Here is a 22,348-nt window from a genome sequence, read left to right on the forward strand (position 1 = left end):
CGGGGCCGACGGATAGGGAGACATGCCGGTCAGGAACTGGTTCAGACGCGGGCCGCGCAAGCAGGCGACGGTGGTGGAAGGGGAGCTGATGCTCATACCCTTCGCGCGTCCGATCGCCCTGACCCATGCGGGGGTGATGCTCGAACGCTCGCTCCGCGCCTTCTGGCCGCTCCTGTCGCTTCTGGCCCTGATCGCCACCGCGATCGCCTTCGCGCTGCCCGCCTATCTGGGCACGCTATCGCGCTGGTTCTGGCTCGTTGCGCTCGTTGCGGTTCTGATCTCGCTGGGATGGGGGGTGTGGAAGCTGCGCTGGCCCAGCCGTGCCGAGGCGATCGCACGGCTCGATGCGACGTTGCCCGGACGGCCGTTCTCCGCGCTCACCGACGAGATGGCGCTCGGTCAGGATGACCCGGCCGCCCGCGCGCTCTGGGCCGCGCATCTGCAACGTATGACGAGGGCCGCCAAAGCCGCCCGCGCGCCGCGCCCTGATCCCGATCTCGCCCGCCGTGACCCTTATGCGCTGCGCATCACCGCGCTGACGGCGCTGGTGATCGCGGTGATTTTCGGCGTGCCGCAGCGGCTTCTGAACCCGACCGAGGGGCTGCCCGGCGCGAGCGGTTCGGCCGAGGCTGCGATGGGGCCGAGCTGGGAAGGCTGGGCCTCGCCGCCGCGCTATACAGGCAAGCCGGGGCTCTATCTCAACAAGGTCGAGGGCGACGAGGTGATCGTGCCCGAAGGGACCCGCTTTTCGATCCGGCTTTACGGTTCGGCGGGCGCGATCGGCTTCTCCGAAAGCGTCTCGAACCCCGCGGCGCTGCCCGAACAGGGCGCCGCCCAGAAAACCGCTGGGATCGAGACCCGCGAATTCGAGGCGGTGCGCAGCGGGCTGATTGCGATGAAGGGTCCGGCGGGCCGCACCTTCCACGTCGCCGTGCGCCCCGACACCGCACCTTCGGTCAGCCTCGCTGGGACGCCTGAGCGTCGCGCCGATGGCAAGCTGAGCCTGCCTTTCAGCGCGCAGGACGATTACGCCGTGACCTCGGGCCGGGCGCTGATTTCGCTCGATCTGGCCAAGGTCGATCGCCGCTACGGTCTCAAGATCGATCCCGAGCCGCGCGACGATCTCATCTATGATCTGCCGCTGCCGATCTCGGGCTCGCGCGCCGAGTTCACCGAGACGCTGGTCGAGGACGCGGCCAAGCATCCTTGGGCGAACCTGCCGGTGAAACTGACGCTCGAGGTCGAGGACGGGCGCGGCCAGACCGGCAGCTCGGGCGTTCAGGAAATCATCCTGCCCGGCAAGCGCTTCTTCGACCCGCTCGCCGCGGCCCTGATCGAGGTGCGCCGCGATCTCCTTTGGTCGCGCGACAACCGCGCCGTCTCCGATCAGCTCTTGCGCGCGATCTCGAACCGGCATGAGGGCTTCATCAAGCGCGAGGAGGTCTACATGATGATCCGCCTCGTGATCGGCCGTCTGGACGACCCCGACCTGAGCCCCGAGGCGCGCGACGAGATCGCCGAGGCGCTGTGGAAAATCGCCGAGTTGATCGAGGATGGCGGGCTCGCCGACGCGCTGGCCGCGATGCAACAGGCGCAGCAAAAGCTCTCGGAGGCGATCCGCAACGGCGCCTCGCAGGACGAGATCGAAAAGCTGATGCAGGAGTTGAAAGAGGCCACCGACAATTACATTCGCATGCTTGCCGAGCGCGCGCAGGAGCAGGATCAAGGCCCGCAATTCGGTCAGCAGAACCAACCGAGCCAGCAGATCACCGGCGACCAGATCCAGCAGATGATGGACCAGATCCAGAAGCTGATGGAGGAGGGCCGGATGGCCGAGGCGCAAGAGCTGCTGGATCAGCTCGCGCGGATGATGGAGAACCTCAAGGTCCAGCAGGGCCAGGGCGGTCAGGGCGACATGCCCGGCGGTCAGGCGATGCGCGACATGCAGGACACGCTGCGCAAGCAGCAGGAGCTGTCCGATGACGCGTTCCGCGATTTGCAGGACCAGTTCATGACGCCCGAGGAGCGCCAGCGTCAGGCCGAGCAGGGCCAAGGGCAGCAGCAAGGTCAGGGCCAACAAGGTCAGGGAATGCCGCAGGGCGAGGGCCAGGAGGGGCAGGGCCAACAGGGCCAAGGCCAGCAACCGGGCGACCAGCAGGGTCAGGGCCAGGGGCAGGACGGTCAGGCGCAGCGCGACGGTCAGGGGCAGGGCGATCAGCCCGGTCTCGAAGGCGGGCAGGGCGGCGTGGATGGCCAGAGCCTCGCCGATCGCCAGCGCGCCCTGCGCCGCGAGCTCGACCGCCAGCGCGGCCTGTTGCCGGGTTTCGGCAACGAGGCGGGCCAGCAGGCCGAGCAGCGCTTCGACGAGGCGGGCCGTGCGATGGATCAGGCCGAGGAAGCGCTGCGCGAAGGCGACAATAGCCGCGCCATCGACCGGCAGGCCGATGCGATCGAGGCGCTGCGCGAAGGCATGCGTGCGCTCGGTCAGGCGATGCGCCAGGATCAGGCGCGTCAGCAGGGCACCCCGGGCGAATCCGGCCAGCAGCAGGCGGGGCAGCAGGGCCAGATGGGCGGACGCGAGATGCCGCGCGATCCGCTGGGCCGTGCACAGGGCGATGGGAGCCGGGTCGGCACGGATCGCGACATGCTGCAGGGCGAGGATGTCTATCGCCGGGCGCAGGATCTGCTTGATGAGATCCGCCGTCGCTCCGCCGACCGGCTGCGCCCCGAGGAAGAGCTCGACTATCTCAAGCGGCTGCTCGACCAGTTCGGGAATGCGGGCTGAGGCGCAGCGTTTCGAAGCCGCTCGATAAGAAGAGCTTATGCGCAGCGCCGAAATATAAGCAGAGCTTATGCGCGGCCCGACGCTTTCGCAGCCCGCGGTGGATCACAGCTTGGGGGCTTACTCGGTCAGCCGGGGCTTTCCGTCATCGGGCTGGAGCCGGTGGATCGCTCCGCGCAGCTGCAGATCGAGCCAGATCCGCCCCTCGTCCACCGTCACGACATAGGTCTGAAGCGGCGCTTTGAGCGCGGGGACGCGGGCGACGATCGTCGGCGCGAAGATGTAGAGCGCGGCGAGAAGCAACGCGATCACCATCACGAAGAGGAACCCCGCGCTGAACCCGCTGCGCCGGCGCTTGGCCATCTCGGGCGAGAATTCGGCCACGCTGTCGCCCTCGCGATCGGAGGTGGCGGTGAGGGTCGAGTTGATCTCGTCGATATTGGGCAGGCGTTCGCGGCCACGGGCGGCGCGAAGGTCTTCCTCCTCCTCGGCAAGGAGGTTGGCGACGCGATCCTCTTCGGTCTCTTCGCTCAGGTCGCTGAAATCGAAGCGCGATTTGCGCGCCTGTGCGAGCTGGGCTGCGGCGGCGGCCGCCGCCTGTTCGGCATCGGCAGAGCTTTCGCCCTCTTCGAGGTTCATCTCTTCTTGCGTCTCGAGCTCGCTCACGCCCTCGGCGCGGCGATGGGCGGCCTCACGCTCGGCCTCTTCGCGCAGGATCGACAGCAGCCCGTCATCAAGCGCCTTGCGCGGAGTCGCGCCGGGCTGCGGGGCCGGGGAGAGGTCGTCTTCCTCGTCGATTTCGTCCGGCTCCGGTGGCACATCGAGCGCCGGCGCGGGCTGGTTGCCCAGCATTGCCGAGATGGCCGCGGCGGCCTCATCTTCTTCAGGCTCAGGCTCAGGCTCAGGCTCAGGCTCAGGCTCAGGCTCAGGCTCAGGCTCAGGCTCAGGCTCAGGGGTGGCAGCGATCGGTTCCGGTTCCGGCTCGACTTCCGGTTCGGGCTCGACTTCCGGTTCCGGCTCTGGTTCCGGCTCGACATCCCATTCGTCGGGCACCGGATCGGGGCTTACCGGATCGGCATCGGCCTCCAGCATGGATTTGCTCGGCTGAAACCAGCCGTGCCCGCAATTCGAGCATTGCACATCGCGCCCACCTTCGGGGATGACCGCGTCATCGACTTCGTATTGCGCTCCGCAATTGGGGCAAACCAACCGCATCCTGTCCCATCCCTGCCCATGTTGGCCGTTTGCTGTTCTGGCCAATAGTTATCTTATGTTGTAGCAAGCGCGGGGCGAATGTCCAAGCAAAACGGGCGGGATATTCGCGAAACGCGCACCAAATAAAGGGGCTGGCAGTGATCGAGCTGCAAAATGTGGCGATGAGCTATAGCGGAGCGGAGCTCCTGAGCGATATGAGCCTGCGTCTGGCCCCCGGGTCGTTTCATTTCCTGACCGGCCCCTCGGGTGCCGGGAAGACGACATTTCTCAAACTGTGCTACGCGGAATTGCTGCCTTCGGCGGGACATTTGTCGCTCTTTGGCAAGGATGTGCGCGCGATGAGCCGCGACGAGATCGCGGGGCTGCGCCAGCGTATCGGGGTGGTGCATCAGGATTGCCAGTTCCTCGATCATCTTTCTGTAGAAGAGAACGTGGCGCTGCCGATGACGGTGTCGAGCCGCGCGCCCGACATGGATCAGCTGCGCGAATTGCTGAACTGGGTCGGGCTCAAGCATCAGGCGAATGCGCGCCCGCCGCAGCTTTCGGGCGGCGAGCGGCAACGCGCGGCTCTGGCCCGCGCGGTGATCATGTCGCCCGATGTGATCCTCGCCGACGAGCCGACGGGCAATCTCGACTGGGAGATGTCGCTGCGGCTGCTGTCGCTGCTGGTGGAGCTGAACAAGATGGGCAAGACGGTGGTGATTGCGACCCATGACCTGAACCTGATCCGGCAGGCCAAGGCGCAGGTCTCGGCGCGGGTTCTGCGGATCGCGAACCGTCATCTGCAGGCGGCGGGGGCCGATTTGTAATGCGCGCGACCCTGTCGATCCTGACCGCCGAGACGACCGGCCCCGACCGCGTGGTGCCGCCCACTGGCTTTACCGCACGACTGACGCTGTTTACCGCCGCGGCGATGGCCTTCCTTGCGGTCTTCGCGCTGGCTCTTTCGCTGGCGACGGGACGGCTCGCCGATCGCTGGGCTGACAGCCTCGCGCGCTCTGCCACGATCCGGATCTCGGCCCCGCCCGAGCAGATGGAGGCGCAGGTCGCGGCCGTTCAGGAGGTACTCAAGACGACGCCGGGGGTGGAAAGCTCGCGGGTGTTGGGCGACGAGGAGATGAAGGGGCTGTTGAAGCCCTGGTTCGGCCCCGACCTGCCGGTCGATGCATTGCCGCTGCCGAAGCTGATCGCAGTGACGGAGACGGCTGATGGCCTGGATGCCGAGGGGCTGCGGCTGCGGCTTCAGGCCGAGGCGCCCGGCGCGATCTTCGATGACCATACTCGCTGGCGCCGCCCGCTGGTGGCAGCCGCCGAGCGCCTGCGGATGCTGGGGCTGATGTCGCTGGTGCTGATCTTCGGCGCGATGGCGGGAATGATCACACTGGCTGCGCAAGCGGCGCTCGCAGCAAACGGGCAGGTGATCGCGACGCTGCGGCTGGTGGGTGCGAAAGACGCTTTCATCGCGCGCGCCTTCGTGCGCCGTTTCACGACGCGCGGGCTCATTGGCGCGGTGGCGGGCACGGTGCTGGGGATGGTGGCGATTGCGCTTCTGCCTTCGGCGGAGGCGGCGGGCGGCTTCCTGACAGGCTTGGGCTTTTCGGGGCTCAGCTGGCTCTGGCCATTGATCATTCCGCCGATCGCCGCAATCGTGGCTTTTGCCGCAACGCGTTTCGCCGCGCTGCGGATGCTGAGGAGGATACGCTGATGGCCGACAAATCGCGCCTTCCCGGGAAGGCAACGCCGGTGACCTATGTGATGACGGCGCTCTATTATGTCCATATCGCGCTGGCGACGGTGCTGATCGGCACCTGGGGGCTGCTGTTCCAGGTGCTGCCGCGCGGTCGCGAAGGGGTGCATCGCACGGCGGGGATCTGGACGAAACATCTGCTCGACATGGCGCGGATCTATCTGGGCCTGCGCTACGAGCTGCGCGGCACCCCGCCCACGGGCGACTGCATCGTGGCGGCCAAACATCAGAGCTTCTTCGACATCCTGATCCTTGCCAATCACCTGCCGCGCCGGGCCTTCGTGATGAAGAAGGTCTTGCTGCGCGTGCCGATCATGGGCTGGTTCGCGCATAAGGCGGGCTGTATCCCGATCGACCGCTCGAAAGGCTCGGAAGCGATGAAGGTGATGCTCGAAGCGGTCGAGGAAGCGCGCGCAAGCCATGGGCTTGGCCAGCTCATCATCTATCCCGAGGGCACCCGCGTGCCGCCCGGCGAGCGTCGTCGCTACAAGCAGGGCGCGGGCGTGATCGCTGAGGCGACGGGTCTGCCGGTGGTGCCGGTCGCGACCAATGCGGGGCTGTTCTGGTCGAAGCGCGGCTGGCCGATCCTGTCGGGCGTGGCGGTGACCGAGTTCCTCGACCCGATCGAGCCGGGCGGCGGCGCGCCCGAGATGCTCAAGGCGATCGAGGCGGTGGTCGAGCCGCAATCGGATGCGCTGATGGCGGAAGCCGGGTTCAAGCTGCCCGAGGCCTGAGCTGGGCCAGCGGGCGGGAGCCTCCGGCGGAGATATTTTCATCAAGAAGAAGGGGGGCAGGTCATGCATTACCTGACGCGGATGGAAGATCTCGAGGCGCTATACGGGGTGCCGGGCGAGGCCGCGACGGTGAAGGTCACGCCGTATCTGACGGCGGCCTACCGGGCCTGGATCGAGCGGGCGCGGTTCTGCGTGCTCTCGACGGTGGGACCCGAGGGGACGGATGGCAGCCCGCGCGGCGATGACGGTCCGGTGGTGCGCATCGCGGATGCGCGGACCCTGCTGCTGCCCGACTGGCGCGGCAATGAGCGGATCGACACGTTGCGCAATATCCTTCGCGACCCGCGGATCTCGCTGATGTTCATGATCGCGGGGTCGGACACGGTGATGCGGGTGAACGGGCGGGCGCGGATCTCGGCCGATCCGGAGCTTCTGGCCTCCTTCGAGCGGCAGGGAAAGCGGCCGCGCACGGTGATCGAGATCGCGATTTCCGAGGTCTATTCGCAATGCGCCCGCGCAGTGATGCGGGCGGGGCTGTGGCGCGATGGCGACCTTTCAGAGGGTCTCCCGAGCGTGGGCGATATGCTGCGCGAGATCACCCAAGGCGATTTCGACGGCGCCAGCTATGACCGGGACTGGCCGGGCCGCGCCGCGAAGACGATGTGGTAAGCGGGTTGGCGATCAGGACGACAGGCCTTGAGACCCCATGTCGAGGAATTTCTTGCGCCGGGCCTTGATCAGCTCGGCGGGTTTCTTGCCTTCGAGCTCGGCCAGCATCAGCGAGATTTCCGAGCCGACCGAGGCGATGGCCGCCTGTTTGTCGCGCTGTGCGCCGCCCATCGGTTCCTTGATGATCCGATCGATCACGCCGAGCTTCTTCAGGTCCTGCGCGGTCAGGCGCAGCGCTTCGGCGGCTTCGCGCATCTTCTCGGCATCCTTCCAAAGGATCGAGGCGCAGCCTTCGGGCGAGATCACCGAATAGACGGAATGTTCGAGCATCGCGACGCGGTCGCCGGTCGCGAAGGCCACGGCGCCGCCGGAGCCGCCCTCGCCGATGATCACCGAGACCAGCGGGACGCCGATCTGCAGGCATTTCTCGGTCGAGCGGGCGATCGCCTCGGACTGGCCGCGCTCTTCCGCGCCCTTGCCCGGGTAGGCGCCGGGGGTGTCGATCAGCGCCACGACCGGCAGGCCGAAACGCGCGGCCATGTCCATCAGGCGGATCGCCTTGCGGTAGCCCTCGGGGCGGGCCATGCCGAAATTACGCTCGATGCGCGAGGCGGTGTCATGGCCCTTCTCATGGCCAATCACCATCACCGGCTTGTCGCCCAGCCGTGCGAGCCCGCCCATCACCGCATGGTCGTCGGCGAAGTTGCGATCGCCTGCGAGCGGCGTGAACTCGGTGAAGAGCTGGTCGATGTAATCCTTGCAATGCGGACGGTCGGGATGGCGCGCGACCTGGCATTTGCGCCAGGGCGAGAGGTCCTTGTAGAGGTCGCGCAGCATCTGCTCGGCCTTCTTGTCGAGGGCCACGGCCTCTTTCTCGACATCCATCTCCTCGTTCTGCCGGGCGAGCGCACGCAGCTCTTCGGCCTTGCCTTCGATTTCCGCCAGGGGTTTTTCGAATTCAAGATAGGTCATGGATCACTCCGCATCCGAAACTCGGGACTGTATGTCGTGGTCGGGGGGGAAATGCAACTGGCCGCGCGGGACAGTGCGACACATGCCGCAATTGCGAAATGCCTGCCCGGTGCTATGCTGCAATCGCAGGATACGCGCACTCCGACAGATGGGGGTGAAGATGGCATTCGAGATTGAGTTGACGCACCTGCCTTCGGTGCGGCTCGCAGGGTTGCCCCACAAGGGGCCTTATCCGACGATTGGTCCGATCTTTCAGGAACTGGCCGGGCTGATCCCGGAGCCGTCCTGGGTCGAGGTCGAAGGCGCGGCGATGATCGGGCATGACGATCCGCGCGAGGTCGCACCCGAGGAGTTGCGCTCTCATGCCTGTTTCCTCGTTGGAGAAGGGTTTGCGATGTTCCCGCCGCTCGAAGAGATCCGTTATCCGGCGGGAAATTACGCGGTGATGCGGGTGAAAGGGCCCTATTCGCTGCTTCCCGAGGCCTATCGCTGGCTCTCGGAGGAGTGGTTCCCAGCCTCGGGCCAGCGCCATCGTGACTTGCCAGCCTATGAGGTTTATCTCAACGACCCCGCCAATACGAAGCCCGAGGATCTGCTGACCGAAATCCGCTTGCCGCTGAAGGGGTGAGAGGCGGTCCGAGGTTTCGTGCTTCTGAAGACGGGCGCAGCAGGTTGACGTTTACGTCAGGCTGCCGAAACGGAGACGCCCCAGCCATGGGCCGGGGCGTTCCTCTTCCCTCATGCGGTCGGGCCTCCCCTCCCAACCGCTCCGGGATATCAAACCTTACCGTGATTCGTTCGCACGGGGCTTAATCTTTAATCATTTCGGCCTGTCTGACAATCACCTCGGCCTGTTTGATCGAAGCGATATCGACAAGACGACCCTTGTACACGGTCGCACCTTCACCACGTGCCTTGGCCTCTTCCATTGCGGCGAGGATCTCGCGGGCTTCGGTCACGGCCTCATCAGAAGGCGTAAAGACCTCATTTGCAAGGGCAATTTGCTTCGGGTGAATCGCCCATTTGCCGACCATGCCGAGCGTCGCCGAGCGCAGAGCCTGGGCGCGGAAGCCATCATCGTCGGAGAAATCGCCAAACGGGCCGTCGACCGGCAGGATGCCATGGGTGCGGCAGGCGGCGACGATCGCGGCTTGCGCCCAGTGCCAGGGGTCCGACCAGTATTTGGCGCCATCCCGCAGCATGTAGTAGTTTTCCTGAGTCCCGCCGATACCCGTCGTCTGCATCCCCATCGAGGCTGCGAAATCGGCCGCGCCGAGGCTCATCGCCTGAAGGCGGGGCGAGGCGGCGGCGATCTCTTCGACATGGGCGATGCCCGCGGCGCTCTCGATGATCACTTCGAGCGAGATCTTCTTGGTGCGGCCCTTCGCGGTCTCGATCGCGGTGACCAGCGCATCCACGGCATAGACATCGGCCGCACAGCCAACCTTCGGGATCATGATCTGGTCGATGCGCTCGGAGCCTTCCTCGAGCAGTTCGACCACGTCGCGATACCAATAGGGGGTGTCGAGCCCGTTGATGCGGACCGAGAGATACTTGGTGTTCCAGTCGATCTCGTGGCTGGCGGCGATGATGTTGCGGCGCGCCTGAGCCTTGTCGTTCGGGGCGACCGAATCCTCGAGGTCGAGGTTGATGACATCAGCCGCGGAGGCCGCCATCTTCGGGAAGAGCTTGGTGTTCGAGCCGGGCCCGAAGAGCTGGCAGCGGTTCGGACGGGCGGGGGCGGTCGGTTGCAGACGGAAGCTCATCGGCGCGGGCCTTTCGCAATGAAGTTACGTTTTTGGTTGCGGATTGGGTATATTGTTGCGCGCGCTCATGCAAGGCGATTTTGCGGGCGCAGAATCGCGAGCCGCGTTGCAGCATTGATTTCACGCAGACTGCACAAATCTTCGGCCTCGGGCGCATTTTGGTGAAGATTCTCCCACAAAGGGCAAAATAACGCACGGAAATCCCCAAGAAATTTTCCGGCCGCGCCCTAATATCTTCTGCAACGAGAAAACAGGGAGCTCACCATGGCGCTGATCGACACCCCCTATCTGCTGTTTCTGGGCGATGCCCCTGACCCGCTGGCCGCGAAAGTGGCGCAGGGGATCAAGGACTGGCGTCCCGAATTTGCCATCGGGCAATACCGCATGGAGGGGTGCCAGGCGGATATGGGCATTCCCGATCTCGACATCAAAGAAGCGATCGCGGCGGGCTGCAAGACGCTGGTGATCGGCGTTGCGAACCGCGGCGGGGTGATCAGCCAAGCCTGGAAGAAGGTGTTGGTCGAAGCGCTCGAAGAGGGGCTCGACCTGGCCTCGGGGCTGCACAACCTGCTGCGCGACGAGCCCGATCTGGTCGCGGTGGCCGAGGCCTGCGGGCGTCAGCTGCATGACGTGCGCATCCCGGCGGTGAAATACCCGATCGCCAATGGCGAGAAGCGCAAAGGCAAGCGTTGCCTCGCCGTGGGCACGGATTGCTCGGTCGGCAAGATGTATACCGCGCTGTGTCTCGAGCGCGAGATGCGCGATCGCGGCATGAAGGCCACCTTCCGCGCCACCGGCCAGACCGGCATCCTGATCACCGGCGACGGCGTGCCGCTCGATGCGGTGATCGCGGATTTCATGGCGGGCTCGATCGAGTACCTGACGCCCGATAACGAGGCCGATCACTGGGATCTGATCGAGGGGCAGGGGAGCCTGTTCCACGTCTCCTATTCCGGCGTGACGATGGCGCTGATCCATGGCGGTCAGCCCGACGCGCTGATCCTTTCGCACGAACCGACGCGGGCCAATATGCGCGGGCTTCCGGGCTATCAGCTGCCCTCGCTGGAGGCGCTGCGCGACATGGCGCTGGCGCTGGCGAAAGTGGCGAATCCCGAGTGTCAGGTGGTGGGCATCTCGGTCAACACCCAGAAGATGGGTGAAGATGAGGCCAAGGCCTATCTGGCGAAGGTCGAGGACGAGATGGGCCTGCCCGCAACCGACCCGTTCCGCTTTGGCGCAGGCAAGCTGGTGGACGCGCTCGCCGCGATCTGATTGTCTCGTCAATGAGCCCCGTCGGATGCTTCCGGCGGGGATTTTGAGACCAAGTCGAAGGGGGAGCGCCGATGATCCGGGTGCAGCACGATACGTTCAAGCTCGCGCAGGTTTTCACCATCTCGCGCGGATCGCGGACCGAGGCGAAGGTCGTCACGGTTTCGGTCGAGCGCGACGGGGTCAAGGGCTGGGGCGAATGCGTGCCTTACGCACGCTATGGCGAGAGCCTCGACAGCGTCACGGGTCAGATCGAGAGCGTGCCCGTCGATATCACGCGCGCCGAGCTGCAGGAGGCACTGCCCGCGGGGGCGGCGCGCAATGCGCTCGATTGTGCGCTGTGGGATTGGGAGGCCAAGTCGAAAGGCGTTCCGGTCTGGGAACTGGCCGGGATCGAGAAACCCGGTTCGCTGACCACGGCTTACACGCTGTCGCTCGACACGCCCGAGAAGATGCGCGAGGCGGCGGCGAAGCAGGCGGCGCGACCGCTGTTGAAGATCAAGCTCGGCACGCCCGAGGATCTGCCGCGGCTGCGTGCGGTGCGCGAGGGCGCGCCGACATCGCGCATCATTGTGGACGCCAACGAGGGCTGGGAGATCGAGACCTTTCTCGACATTCAGGCCGAGCTGAAAGCTCTGGGGGTGGCGCTGGTCGAGCAGCCGCTGCCCGCGGCGGCCGATGAGGCGCTGGCGGGGATCGAACGGCTGGTGCCGATCTGTGCCGATGAGAGCTGCCATACGAGCGAGGGGCTGCTGGACCTGCGCGGGAAATATGACGTCATCAACATCAAGCTCGACAAGACCGGCGGGCTGACCGAGGCGCTGCGGCTGCGCGCGATCGCGCGATCCGAAGGGTTCGGCGTGATGGTGGGCTGCATGGTCGGCTCGAGCCTTGCCATGGCGCCTGCGACGCTGGTGGCGCAGGGGGCGGACTATGTTGATCTTGACGGGCCGCTTCTTCTGGCCGAAGACCGCGACGTGCCGTTGCGTTATCGCGGCAGCGAGGTTTTGCCTCCCGAGCCTGCGCTCTGGGGTTGAGAGTTCTAAGGAGATCGAGATGAGCCGGATTGTCTATCTGAACGGGGAGTATCTGCCCGAAGAGGAGGCGAAGATCTCGATCTTCGACCGCGGCTTCGTGATGGGCGATGCGGTCTATGAGGTGACTTCGGTCCTCGGCGGCAAGATCCTCGAATTCGAAGGTCACATGAACCGCCTCGCCCGCTCGATGGCCGAGCTGGAAATGACCTGCGATCTGACCCGCGACGAATGGGTCGAGATTCACCGCGAGCTGATCAAGCGCAACAATATCGACGAGGGGATGGTCTATCTGCAGGTCTCGCGCGGCAATGCGGGCGATCGCGATTTCCACTATCCGCCGGAAGGCACGCCGCCGACCGTGGTGCTCTACACGCAGGCCAAGGAGAACCTGGCCGACGATCCGAAGGCGAAGGTGGGCATCAAGGTGATCTCGCTGCCCGACCTGCGCTGGCATCGCCGCGACATCAAGACGGTGCAGCTTCTGTACCCGTCGATGGCGAAGATGGCGGCCGAGAAGGCGGGCAAGAACGATGCCTGGTTTGTCGAGGACGGGTTCGTCACCGAAGGCTCGTCGAACAACGTCTATATCGTGAAGGGCAACAAGATCATCACCCGCCAGCTCTCGCACGATATCCTGCACGGGATCACCCGTGCCTCGCTGCTGAAATACGCGGCCGAAAGCCAGATGGAGATCGAGGAGCGTCCTTTCACCATCGAAGAGGCGCAGTCGGCCGATGAGGCTTTCTATACCTCGGCCTCGGCTTTCGTGATGCCGGTGGTCGAAGTGGATGGCGAAGCGATCGGGACGGGCAAGGTCGGGCCGGTGGCGGCGCGCCTGCGCGAAATCTATCTCGACGAGAGCCTCAAGGCCGCGATCTGATCGGCCGCGATCCTTTCCGAGAAACGAAAAACGCCCCGGCCAGCCCAGCCGGGGCGTTTTCCTCTCACGTGGTCGGCAGGTTCTCAGGCCGCCACGTGAGCGCGGAATTGCAAGATGCCGGGACCAAGCACCTCGGGTGCGGCATCGGCGATGATCAGGGCGGGCTCGCCCTCGATCTCGACCAGCGCGCCATTGGCGCAGGGCGAGAAGCGGATATCCTCTGGTCGCGGCGCGGGACCGATCAGTTCGAGCGCAATCACGTCGCCGGGCGCGAAGCCCTCGATGACCGGCAGCTCCGGGAAGCTGCGCTGGGGCGGCGCGGTTTCGGCGGCAGGTGCAGCTGCGGCCTCCGGCGCGGCGCTGGCCGGCTCTTCGTAGCGCGGCTTGGGCATGTAATCGGGCGCCGCGAGCATCTCCGAGATGCGCGAGAGGATCTCGGCGTCACGGGCTTCGGCGGCCGCCTCTTGCGGCGTCAGGGCACGCGCCTCTTCGAGCGGTGCCACCGGAGCGATCCGCGCGGCCTGCTCCTGCGCGGCGGCCACGGGTTTGCGCCGGAATTTGGGCAGGCGCAGCTTCAGGCGCGGCAGTGCCAATTTCGATCGGCGCGGCGCGGCGGTCGGCGCAGTCGCCTCACGCTTTGATGCGCGCGCCTCGGGATTGGCCAATCCCGCCCCATTCGGGATTTGCTCGGCCCAGCTCAGCAGGCAGAGAGCCATCGTCACGGCTATGAAAAGTCCAAGCATAATCGTTCACCCCTATCCTGCCTCCAAGTCTTCCCACGCGGACCCGGCAAGGCAACGCGTTTGTGGCGCGGAATCGGCGCGATTGTTCATCGCTGGTTAACCATTCGCGGCGGGGTGGGGGATTGACGCGCGGGGCGAAGAGGGGCGAGGTGGAGGCGCTGCTGACTGCCACGAAAAAGGCCGCGTCTGGCGCGGCCTCTTACGGGTTTGATTCGGTCGCTTCGCGTCTTACGCGTAGCTGGGCAGCATCGCGTTGCCGTAGAGATCCTCGGCATAGATCGCGCCCGCCGCCTTGAGTGCCGCGTAATCGACATCCTCGATCTGAGCCACGGTCTGGCCGTTGAGAGAGACCTCGGCGCCCGAGTCGCTCGGGCTGACTGAGAAGTTGGAGACCGCGGAGAGATCGTCCACCTCGATCGAGAGGAACTCGCCCGGCGTGCCTGGGGCCGGGTTCGGGCCGAGATCGCCGAAATCGGTGATCGAGACGGGATCTTCGCCGCCGGTCCACCAGATGCTGAAGAAATCCGAGCCGGTGCCGCCGGTCATCGTGTCGCCGTCATTGCCATAGAGGTAGTCGTCATTGGCCCCGCCATCGAGCAGGTCCGGCGCGTGATCGGTATCGCTGGCGATCAGGGCGTCGTTGCCATAGCCGCCATAAAGCTCATTCGAGCCCTCGAAATCGATCAGCGTGTCGGCCCCGAGATTGCCGCGCAGGACGTCATCGCCCTGGCTGCCGGTGATCGCATCATTGCCGTGGCCCCCGTCGATATAGTCGTCGCCCGTGCCGCCGACCGCGCCGAAGAAGCCCGAGTTTTCGTAGGCGTCGATGAATTCCTCGGCCGTGGTGGCATTCCACATCGCGTCCTCGGCCTCGGGCGAGATCGTTCCCATGTCGTCGCCGTCGCCGAGATAGATGTCGTCCTCGCCTGCGAGACCGAAGACGAAATCCGTGCCGTCGGTGCCGCGGATCGTGTCGTCGCCATTCGTGCCCATCGTCACCTGGTCAGGCGCGTCGACCTGGATTTCCTCGCCCTCGCCAGTTTCCTGATCGGTGTCGTCACGGTTCTCGTCGTCATTTTCGTGATCGGAATCATCATCGTTGAAAGCGACTGCAACCAAGGCAAGCGGTAGAAAAGAAAGAAGAAGAATCGCGAACATCCCAAAACCCCCAATGGAAATATTAACCATTGGATATCACGCGCCCTCACGAACGCGTCAACGATTATGGCACGAATGTGTGTTCACGTTTTTCCTTGCGCAACAATGCGCTACGCAAAGTGCGGATTGTCCGCGATCAGAGACCGCTCTCGTCCAGAACGCGTGTGAGGATCGGGGCGAGGCGCTCGGCCCATTCGCGTTGGCCCGCCTCGGTCGCGATCAGGTCGTTGCGGACCTCGATGAGCACGTTCGGACGGCCTTTGGACAGCGCATGGCGGTCGATCGAGTCGCCCTCCAGATGGCCCAGATAGGGTTGGTTGTCGCCCACGCACAGATCGCCCTCGGCTTCGAGCGCCGCGATCACCTCCAGGGCAAGGCGCGGATCGGCGGGGGCATGGAGAATGGCGACCTGCCACGGGCGCGGCGCGCGGCCCCGCAGCTGTGGGGTATAGGAGTGGATCGCGCAGATCACCGTGTCGTCGCGCCGCGCGGCGAGCCGTTCATAGGCGTCGTGATAGGGGCGGTGCAGCCGGTCGAGGCGTCTCTCCACCTCGGCGGTGTCGGCATGGCGGTTCGCGGGGATGATCGTGCCGTCATAGAGCTTCATCACCAGCGTCGGGTCGTCCTCACCGCGGTTCGGGTCGATCACCAGTCGCGAGAAATCCGTGGCGATCATCGGCGCGTCGAGCCGCTCGGCCAGCGCCTCCGAAAGCCCCAGCGCGCCCACGTCATAGGCGATATGACGCGCCATATCCTCGGCCGAAATCCCCAGATCGCCCCCGTTCACCCAGTCGGGCACGGTATTGCGCGCATGATCGCAAGTGACGAGCCAACGTGCAGGGCGCGCCTCTCCACTAATCGTATATGCTGCCTTTTGCGTCATTTTCTCTTCACGCTTTGTCGATAACGCCGGGATAACGGCAAAGAATGGCAGGCGCCAGTTGCGGCCCGCGACAAATTGCGCCATACGCTTACTTGGCCCACGACATGACAACTTTTTGAACGGAAAACGAGGACGCATGAGACGCCTTCGCAACGTGAAGATCGTGGCTACGCTGGGCCCTTCTTCTTCGGACTATGACAGCATCAAAGCCCTGTTCGTGGCGGGCGCGGACGTGTTCCGCCTCAACATGAGCCACGGCACCCATGACGAGCATCGCGCCCGTCATGCCATCATCCGCCAGCTCGAGGCCGAACATGGCCGCCCGATCGCGATCCTCGCCGATCTTCAGGGTCCGAAGCTGCGGGTGGGCACTTTCGCCGCCGGCGCCGCGGATCTGGAGGAGGGCGATGCCTTCCGCTTCGATCTGGTGGAGGAGCCGGGCACCAATCATCGCGTGCGCCTGCCGCATCCGGAGATCTTCGCAGCCCTCGAGAAGGGGTCGGAGCTTCTGGTCAATGACGGCAAGATCCGCCTTCAGGTCGAGGATTGCGGACCCGATTTCGCCAATTGCGTGGTGACGGTGGGTGGCACGATCTCGGACCGCAAGGGCGTGAACGTGCCTGACGTGCTGCTGCCGCTCGCGGCGCTCTCGGACAAGGACCGCAAGGATCTGGAATTCGCCTGCGAGATGGGCGTGGACTGGCTCGCGCTGAGTTTCGTGCAGCGTCCCGAGGATGTGGAAGAGGCCAAGATGCTGGCCAATGGCCGCGCCGCGGTGCTCTCGAAGATCGAGAAGCCCTCGGCCGTGCGCAGCTTCGACGAGATCCTCGCGGTCTCCGACGGGGTGATGGTGGCGCGTGGCGATCTGGGCGTCGAACTGCCGGTTCAGGCCGTGCCGCCGATCCAGAAACAGCTGATCCGCAAGTCCCGCGCCGCGGCCAAACCGGTGATCGTGGCGACGCAGATGCTCGAGAGCATGATCGAGAGCCCGATGCCGACGCGCGCCGAGGTCTCGGACGTGGCGACCGCGATCTATGAAGGCGCCGATGCGGTGATGCTGAGCGCGGAGTCCGCGGCGGGCAATTACCCGGTCGAAGCGGTCGAGACGATGAACAATGTCGCCGTCTCGGTCGAGAAGGACCCGACCTATCGCGAGATCATCGAGGCCTCGCGCTCGGCCGCACGCCAGACCGTCGCCGACGGGATCGTGGCCGCCGCCCGCGAGATCGCCGAGACCACCGACATCGCGGCGATCTGCGCCTATACGCAATCGGGCAAGACCGTCGCGCTGATCGCGCGCGAGCGTCCGCGCGTGCCGATCATCGCGCTCTCGCCGATCGATACGACGCTGCGCCGGGTCTCGTTGAACTGGGGCGTGCATGCGGTCCATTGCGGCGAGCTCGAACGCTTCAAGCAGGCCGTGGTCAACGCCGCCCGCGCGGCGCGCGATTTCGGCTTCGCCGATGAGACGCAGCAGATCGTGGTCACCGCCGGTGTGCCCTTCAACGTGCAGGGGACGACGAACATCCTGCGCGTGGCGCCCTGCGACGAGCGATTGATCTATCGCACCGACCCCGAGTAAGCTTTCCTTCGGGAAACCTGCTTCAGGGAGCGCGCGATGGAGTTCGCCGCCGGTGAAAGCGATCTGATCCTGACGATCGGTCTCGGGATCGCGATCTTCGCGATCCCCGCAGCCTTCTCGGCCTTCGCCGATGAACGCCCACCGCGCGTGGCCTCGGTGGCGATGGTGCTCGCGCTGGGGCTCGTGCTGCTCGCGTTGCTGTCGAAACCGGGCGGATACCGGTTCGACACGATCCCCGAAGCGATCGCGGGCACGATCGCGCGGGTGTCGAATTACTAGGCCGAAACGGGGTTTTCCCCCTTGCCAAACAGCCGCGCGCCGTCTATCAGGCGCGCTCTAACCCGCGCGGCCGGCCAATGTGGCATGCCGAGTCGCGCTTTCACACCCTGCAAAGGAGCTGTAAATGCCCAAGATGAAGACGAAATCCGCTGCCAAGAAGCGGTTCAAGTTCACTGCGACCGGCAAGGTCAAGGTGGGTCCGGCCGGCAAACGTCACGGCATGATCAAACGTTCGACGAAATTCATCCGCGAGACCGCTGGCACCATGGTGCTGAGCGAGTCGGACGCGAAGATCGTCAAGAAATACATGCCGTATAACCGCTGATTTCGGGAGACTTGAACAATGGCACGCGTCAAATCCGGTAAGGTCACCCACGCCTCGCACAAGAAAGTGCTCAAGAAGGCGAAAGGCTACTACGCCGCCCGCTCGCGCAACTTCCGCACCGCGACCCAGGCTGTCGACAAGGCGAACCAGTACGCCACGCGCGACCGCAAGGCCCGCAAGCGCAATTTCCGCGCCCTCTGGATCCAGCGTATCAACGCCGCCGTGCGCGCCGTCGATGCGGATCTGAGCTACTCGAAGTTCATCTTCGGCCTGGGCAAGGCCGGGATCGAAGTGGACCGCAAGGTTCTCGCCGATCTCGCCGTGCACGAGCCCGAAGCTTTCGGCGCGATCGTCGAGCAGGCGAAAGCCGCCGCTGCTGCGTAATCGCTCAGGCGAAGAGATTTGGGAAAGGCCGCTCCGATCGGGGCGGCCTTTTTCGTTTGGCAAAGAGGGCGGTGGCGGTGCCTTTCAGTCGGGGGAAGTCGGCTGTCATTGGCAAGACAGGGGGCGCTGCCCCCTCTGGCTGCGCCATTCACCCCGAGATATTTTCATCAAGAAGAAGGCCATCCCGGTTGGCGCCTAGACGCCGACATCAGGCCCCTGACAACTCAGCGGCTCGTGACTCTCGCTCAGTGAAACGAGCGGCTCGCTGGCGGTATCGCCCTTGAACTTTGCCACCAGGCCCTGCGGCCCGTCATAGAAGGTCCAGCATTGCAGGGGGATCTGCTCGCCGTAATCGAAGCAGATATATTGCCCGCTCTGGTACCAGTCGCCTTCCTTGCACTCATCTTCGGTGAAGGCCCAGATCACTTTCTGGCCGGGTTTGTACTGTTCGATCCCGTAGGGCTTTCCATAGGCGGAATAGGTAATGGTGCGTCCGACCGTGCGCGCGTCGAACTGCTCGGCGGTGAGCGGCGGGCCGAGAGCGTCTTGCGCCAGGGCCGAGACGGGCAGAAAGAGGATGAGGGCGAGGGCGGAAATCGAACGCATGGGGGAAGGCTTCCTCGGTAACGATAAGGCCAGCCTGCCAGATCGGACCGCGCTTGCCTAGAGACGCAAGGTCGCGCTCTTGCCCTGGCCAAGAGCCATTACGCGCTTGTCCATGACCCGGCGCCAGAGTGGCGGGAAGAGCGCGAGCGCCGCCATTGCGGGTAGCGAGCGCGGCAGTACGGGGCGTTTCTGCCCGTCGAGATCGCCAAGCCGCAGCGCCGGATATTCGCGCCCCGGATGGGCGTGGTGGTCGGAATGGCGCGGGGCATTGAGCATCCAGAGCGAGGTCACCGGATGAGGCGCATCCCAGCTGTGGCGGCTATCGACCGGCTCATAGCTGCCGTCGCCGCGCCGGTCGCGCGCGAGCCCGTAATGCTGGACGTAATCGGCCAGCAGGATCTGCAACTGCGCATAGGCGCAAAGGGCCAGGTAGGCGAGCGCGCCGCGCAGTCCGAACAGGATGCCGAAGAGCATCACGAACCACAGCCCGCCCATCACGTAGGACGGGTAGGGGCCGATCCGCGCGAGCAACGCCTGCACCCGGTCGCCCAGAGGCGCGCGCGGGTTGGGCTCGGGCAGGCGCGCGGCGCGGTCGCGCTCCATCTCGTAGCCGGCGATGAAGCTGCCGGCCCAGGCACGCGGCAGGAAGGCCCAGTAGCTCTCGCCCAGCTGCGCCGAGTTCGGATCGTCCGGGGTTGCGACAAACCGATGATGCACCAGCCGGTGCGCCGAGCTGTGATGGCCGTAGAGCAGCGAGATATAGATCCATTTCCCCAGCACGAAGAGCCGCCGGTCGGAGCGGTGGATCAGCTCATGCGCGTTGGAGTTCGACACCTGCCCGAAGAACAGCCCAAAGGCGAGCAGCACCGCAATCCAGCTCGGCCCTTCGAGCAGCGTGTAGCCAGACAGCGCCGCGACGCCGAGGAAGAGGAGTACGAAATGCACCCCGCCAAGCGCCAGAGAGAGCGCATCCGCGGCCGGAAATTCCGAGCCCTCGGGGGCGTCGGGGCTGGGGCGAGCGAGAAGTTCGTCGAGCACGAAGAGGCAGAGCGCGATCCAGATCAGCGCGGCCCAGGCGGCGATCCCGCCGAAGATGCCGGCCAGGATCAGCAGCGGTACCGGCAGGAAAGTCACGATCGCAAAGGTATCGACTTCGGGGATCTCCCGGCGCAACCCGAACAGCGTCGCAAGCGGCCCCGGCAGGCGGGAGCGCCTTACGTTTTCCTTGTTTTCCTGCATCTGCCTCAAGTCCGGTTCGATCGTCATGACAGTCTCTTGCGTTTTCCCCGCATTGTCCTCGCGATTTCGACCTTTTTGTGGCAGGGCTTGCGGGCTGTGGAAAAAACTGACCCTGTTGTGAGAATGATGTCCGCTGTTCTGATCTGTCTCGCGCTCGCCGCTATTTTCGCGCTGATCTACCTTTTTCGCCATGCAGGTGGGCCGCAAAGCCGCGCCAAGAGCGTGAGCAAGACGGCTGCGGTGGTCGCGCTGGTGCCGATGGCGGGGCTGGCCGGAGCGCCGTTGCCAATCCTTGTCGGGCTCGCCCTCGGAGCACTGGGCGATTTCGCGCTGTCACGCGACGGCCAGCGCGCTTTCCTCATCGGGATGGCGGGTTTCGCCGCAGGGCATCTCGCCTATCTCTGGGGCTTTCTGGAACTCGGCGCGATGCCCTCGGGCTGGACGATCGCGCTGATCGCGCTGGGGCTTTCGGCCGAGTTCTGGCTACTGCCGCGCACGGGTGGGCTGTGCTGGCCGGTGCGCGGTTATATCTGGATCATCGTTGCGATGGTGGCTGCCGCCCTGGGCTTGCCGGGAAGCCTTTGGCCGGTGATTGCGGGCAGTGTCGCCTTTGTCGCGTCCGATTTCATTCTTGCGCTCGAACTTTTCGTGCTGCGCGATGCGCGGTTGAAGCGGTTCGCCTCGAGGGCGCTCTGGGTGCTCTACTGGGGCGGGCAGGCGCTGATCGGCTGGGGCGCCGGGGCTTCGTTGAATGCGGGATAAGCCTTCCATCCTTGCCTGCGATGAACTAGGTGAAAACGGAAGGAAAGGCTTGGTCCATGTCGTTTTTCAAGAAGCTCAAATCGCGCCTGACGCGTTCCTCCTCGAAGCTCGAGCAAGGGCTCGAGGACATCGTGGCGGAGAATGCCGCGCCTGAGGATGAGGCTGAGACGCCCGAAGCCGAGCTGCCCGCAGCCCCCGAGACGGTCAATCTTCCCGATCCGACGCCGCCCGCACCGGGCTATGTGCCCGCGCCGGTGACCGAGCCGGTCGAAGAGGAAAACGCGCAGATCGCCAAGGCGCCGCTCGATATCGAGCCCGCCCCGGAACTCCCCGATCCCTCGCCGAAAAAGCCGGGCCTCTTCGGGCGTATCTTCGGCGGCGAGACGAAAGCTTCCGAGCCGCGCCGGGTGCTCGATGACGAGATGCTCGAAAGCCTCGAAGAGCTGTTGATCGCGTCCGATATGGGGGTGGATACGGCACTGCGCGTGTCCGCCAACCTCGCGGAAGGACGGATGGGCCGCAAGCTGTCGGTGACCGAGATCAAGGGGCTTCTGGCGCAGGAGATCGCGCGGATCATGGAACCCGTTGCCAAGCCGCTGCCGCTTTATCCCAAAAAGCCGCAGGTGGTGCTGGTCGTCGGCGTGAATGGCTCGGGCAAAACCACCACGATCGGCAAGCTCGCCTCTCAGTTCCGCGCCGCGGGCAAGAAGGTGGTGATCGCCGCAGGCGACACGTTCCGCGCGGCGGCCGTCGAACAGCTTCAGGTCTGGGGCACCCGCGCGGGCGTTCCGGTGCTGACCGCGCCCGAGGGCTCGGATCCCGCCTCGCTTGCCTTTGACGCGATGAAAAAGGCCGAGGCCGATGGGGCCGATCTGCTGATGATCGACACGGCCGGGCGGTTGCAGAACCGCGCCGACCTGATGGAGGAGCTCGCCAAGATCGTGCGCGTGATCCGCAAGGTCGACGAGAGCGCGCCGCATAACACGCTCCTCGTACTCGACGCGACGACGGGTCAGAACGCGCTTCAGCAGGTCGAGGTCTTCCGCAAGATCTCGGATGTCTCGGGTCTCGTTATGACCAAGCTCGACGGCACCGCGAAGGGTGGCGTGCTCGTCGCATTGGCTGACAAGTTCGGACTGCCGATCCATGCGATCGGCGTGGGCGAGCAGATCGACGACCTCGCCCCCTTCGATCCCGAAGAGTTCGCCCAGGCCCTCGTCGGGCTCGAGGACTGAACGAAGGAAGGGGGGCGCTGCCCCCCGCGCTGACGCGCTCCCCCCGGGATATTTCGGGCAATTGGAAGCTGGGCAGATCCC

General features: G+C 65.2%; 23 protein-coding genes. 15 read left to right on the forward strand and 8 right to left on the reverse strand.

The window, feature by feature from the left end; genetic code table 11:
• Positions 1 to 22 precede the first annotated feature (22 nt).
• The gene (locus TP2_RS11270; protein WP_051692504.1) at positions 23 to 2,785 is read left to right on the forward strand and encodes a DUF4175 domain-containing protein; all 2,763 of its coding nucleotides are present in this window, start codon (positions 23 to 25) and stop codon (positions 2,783 to 2,785) included.
• 117 nt (positions 2,786 to 2,902) lie between these two features.
• Here TP2_RS11270 and TP2_RS11275 read toward each other — a convergent pair whose 3' ends face one another.
• The gene (locus TP2_RS11275) at positions 2,903 to 3,997 is read right to left on the reverse strand and encodes a zinc-ribbon domain-containing protein (protein ID WP_038077296.1); all 1,095 of its coding nucleotides are present in this window, start codon (positions 3,995 to 3,997) and stop codon (positions 2,903 to 2,905) included.
• Between the two features lie 137 nt (positions 3,998 to 4,134).
• Between TP2_RS11275 and TP2_RS11280 the strand changes: the two genes are divergently transcribed.
• From TP2_RS11280 to TP2_RS11295, 4 genes are all read left to right on the forward strand, one after another.
• Complete coding sequence (locus TP2_RS11280) at positions 4,135 to 4,806, forward strand: cell division ATP-binding protein FtsE (RefSeq protein WP_038077303.1); 672 nt, start codon at positions 4,135 to 4,137, stop codon at positions 4,804 to 4,806.
• The gene (locus tag TP2_RS11285) at positions 4,806 to 5,702 is read left to right on the forward strand and encodes a cell division protein FtsX (RefSeq protein ID WP_051692506.1); all 897 of its coding nucleotides are present in this window, start codon (positions 4,806 to 4,808) and stop codon (positions 5,700 to 5,702) included. Before TP2_RS11280 ends, TP2_RS11285 begins: the two co-directional genes overlap by 1 nt.
• A complete protein-coding gene (locus TP2_RS11290) occupies positions 5,702 to 6,478 on the forward strand; it encodes a lysophospholipid acyltransferase family protein (RefSeq protein WP_038077310.1) in 777 nt (258 codons plus the stop codon). The genes TP2_RS11285 and TP2_RS11290 overlap by 1 nt, the downstream gene beginning before the upstream one ends.
• 63 nt (positions 6,479 to 6,541) lie before the next feature.
• The gene (locus TP2_RS11295) at positions 6,542 to 7,147 is read left to right on the forward strand and encodes a pyridoxamine 5'-phosphate oxidase family protein (protein ID WP_038077313.1); all 606 of its coding nucleotides are present in this window, start codon (positions 6,542 to 6,544) and stop codon (positions 7,145 to 7,147) included.
• 12 nt (positions 7,148 to 7,159) lie between these two features.
• Here the strand turns inward: TP2_RS11295 and TP2_RS11300 are convergent, their stop codons facing one another.
• Positions 7,160 to 8,119 (reverse strand): acetyl-CoA carboxylase carboxyltransferase subunit alpha, encoded by a 960-nt coding sequence (locus TP2_RS11300; protein WP_038077316.1) that lies wholly within the window; start codon positions 8,117 to 8,119, stop codon positions 7,160 to 7,162.
• Between the two features lie 160 nt (positions 8,120 to 8,279).
• Here TP2_RS11300 and TP2_RS11305 point away from each other — a divergent pair, with 160 nt between their 5' ends.
• The gene (locus TP2_RS11305) at positions 8,280 to 8,747 is read left to right on the forward strand and encodes an AraC family transcriptional regulator (RefSeq protein ID WP_169739526.1); all 468 of its coding nucleotides are present in this window, start codon (positions 8,280 to 8,282) and stop codon (positions 8,745 to 8,747) included.
• Between the two features lie 181 nt (positions 8,748 to 8,928).
• Here TP2_RS11305 and TP2_RS11310 read toward each other — a convergent pair whose 3' ends face one another.
• Positions 8,929 to 9,885 carry an L-malyl-CoA/beta-methylmalyl-CoA lyase gene (locus TP2_RS11310; RefSeq protein ID WP_038077318.1) on the reverse strand — a complete coding sequence of 319 codons (957 nt, stop codon included), beginning with the start codon at positions 9,883 to 9,885 and terminating at the stop codon, positions 8,929 to 8,931.
• Positions 9,886 to 10,155: 270 nt separating this feature from the next.
• Between TP2_RS11310 and dgcN the strand changes: the two genes are divergently transcribed.
• The 3 genes from dgcN to TP2_RS11325 all read left to right on the forward strand — a co-directional run bounded on the left by dgcN (position 10,156) and on the right by TP2_RS11325 (position 13,071).
• Positions 10,156 to 11,157 (forward strand): N-acetyltransferase DgcN, encoded by a 1,002-nt coding sequence (dgcN, locus tag TP2_RS11315; RefSeq protein WP_038077759.1) that lies wholly within the window; start codon positions 10,156 to 10,158, stop codon positions 11,155 to 11,157.
• Positions 11,158 to 11,228: 71 nt separating this feature from the next.
• Positions 11,229 to 12,191 carry an N-acetyl-D-Glu racemase DgcA gene (dgcA, locus tag TP2_RS11320; protein WP_038077320.1) on the forward strand — a complete coding sequence of 321 codons (963 nt, stop codon included), beginning with the start codon at positions 11,229 to 11,231 and terminating at the stop codon, positions 12,189 to 12,191.
• Positions 12,192 to 12,210: 19 nt separating this feature from the next.
• Positions 12,211 to 13,071: a D-amino-acid transaminase gene (locus TP2_RS11325; protein ID WP_038077321.1), complete on the forward strand. Its 861-nt coding sequence runs from the start codon at positions 12,211 to 12,213 to the stop codon at positions 13,069 to 13,071.
• A gap of 83 nt (positions 13,072 to 13,154) precedes the next feature.
• Here the strand turns inward: TP2_RS11325 and TP2_RS11330 are convergent, their stop codons facing one another.
• The 3 genes from TP2_RS11330 to TP2_RS11340 form a co-directional block, all read right to left on the reverse strand.
• The gene (locus TP2_RS11330) at positions 13,155 to 13,814 is read right to left on the reverse strand and encodes a hypothetical protein (protein ID WP_038077322.1); all 660 of its coding nucleotides are present in this window, start codon (positions 13,812 to 13,814) and stop codon (positions 13,155 to 13,157) included.
• A 228-nt stretch (positions 13,815 to 14,042) separates the two neighbouring features.
• A complete protein-coding gene (locus TP2_RS11335; protein WP_038077323.1) occupies positions 14,043 to 14,972 on the reverse strand; it encodes a calcium-binding protein in 930 nt (309 codons plus the stop codon).
• A 136-nt stretch (positions 14,973 to 15,108) separates the two neighbouring features.
• A complete protein-coding gene (locus TP2_RS11340; protein ID WP_038077324.1) occupies positions 15,109 to 15,855 on the reverse strand; it encodes an N-formylglutamate amidohydrolase in 747 nt (248 codons plus the stop codon).
• Positions 15,856 to 15,991: 136 nt separating this feature from the next.
• On the opposite strand from TP2_RS11340, the gene pyk reads away from it, so the two are divergent.
• The 4 genes from pyk to rplT all read left to right on the forward strand — a co-directional run bounded on the left by pyk (position 15,992) and on the right by rplT (position 18,425).
• Positions 15,992 to 17,437 (forward strand): pyruvate kinase, encoded by a 1,446-nt coding sequence (gene pyk / locus TP2_RS11345; RefSeq protein WP_038077326.1) that lies wholly within the window; start codon positions 15,992 to 15,994, stop codon positions 17,435 to 17,437.
• A 36-nt stretch (positions 17,438 to 17,473) separates the two neighbouring features.
• Positions 17,474 to 17,716 (forward strand): hypothetical protein, encoded by a 243-nt coding sequence (locus TP2_RS11350; protein ID WP_038077327.1) that lies wholly within the window; start codon positions 17,474 to 17,476, stop codon positions 17,714 to 17,716.
• A gap of 124 nt (positions 17,717 to 17,840) precedes the next feature.
• Positions 17,841 to 18,041, forward strand: coding sequence for a 50S ribosomal protein L35 (gene rpmI / locus TP2_RS11355; RefSeq protein WP_038077328.1), 201 nt, complete (start codon positions 17,841 to 17,843; stop codon positions 18,039 to 18,041).
• Positions 18,042 to 18,059: 18 nt separating this feature from the next.
• Positions 18,060 to 18,425, forward strand: coding sequence for a 50S ribosomal protein L20 (gene rplT / locus TP2_RS11360; protein WP_038077331.1), 366 nt, complete (start codon positions 18,060 to 18,062; stop codon positions 18,423 to 18,425).
• A gap of 195 nt (positions 18,426 to 18,620) precedes the next feature.
• Here the strand turns inward: rplT and TP2_RS11365 are convergent, their stop codons facing one another.
• Positions 18,621 to 19,031 carry a hypothetical protein gene (locus tag TP2_RS11365; protein ID WP_038077334.1) on the reverse strand — a complete coding sequence of 137 codons (411 nt, stop codon included), beginning with the start codon at positions 19,029 to 19,031 and terminating at the stop codon, positions 18,621 to 18,623.
• A 57-nt stretch (positions 19,032 to 19,088) separates the two neighbouring features.
• A complete protein-coding gene (locus TP2_RS11370; RefSeq protein ID WP_240473748.1) occupies positions 19,089 to 20,297 on the reverse strand; it encodes an alkane 1-monooxygenase in 1,209 nt (402 codons plus the stop codon).
• A 99-nt stretch (positions 20,298 to 20,396) separates the two neighbouring features.
• Here TP2_RS11370 and TP2_RS11375 point away from each other — a divergent pair, with 99 nt between their 5' ends.
• Positions 20,397 to 21,032, forward strand: a complete 636-nt coding sequence (locus TP2_RS11375) for a lysoplasmalogenase family protein (protein ID WP_038077765.1) — start codon at positions 20,397 to 20,399, stop codon at positions 21,030 to 21,032.
• A gap of 56 nt (positions 21,033 to 21,088) precedes the next feature.
• A complete protein-coding gene (ftsY, locus tag TP2_RS11380; RefSeq protein WP_038077336.1) occupies positions 21,089 to 22,267 on the forward strand; it encodes a signal recognition particle-docking protein FtsY in 1,179 nt (392 codons plus the stop codon).
• Positions 22,268 to 22,348 lie beyond the last annotated feature (81 nt).

It is taken from the genome of Thioclava pacifica DSM 10166 (assembly GCF_000714535.1).
Taxonomy (GTDB): domain Bacteria; phylum Pseudomonadota; class Alphaproteobacteria; order Rhodobacterales; family Rhodobacteraceae; genus Thioclava; species Thioclava pacifica.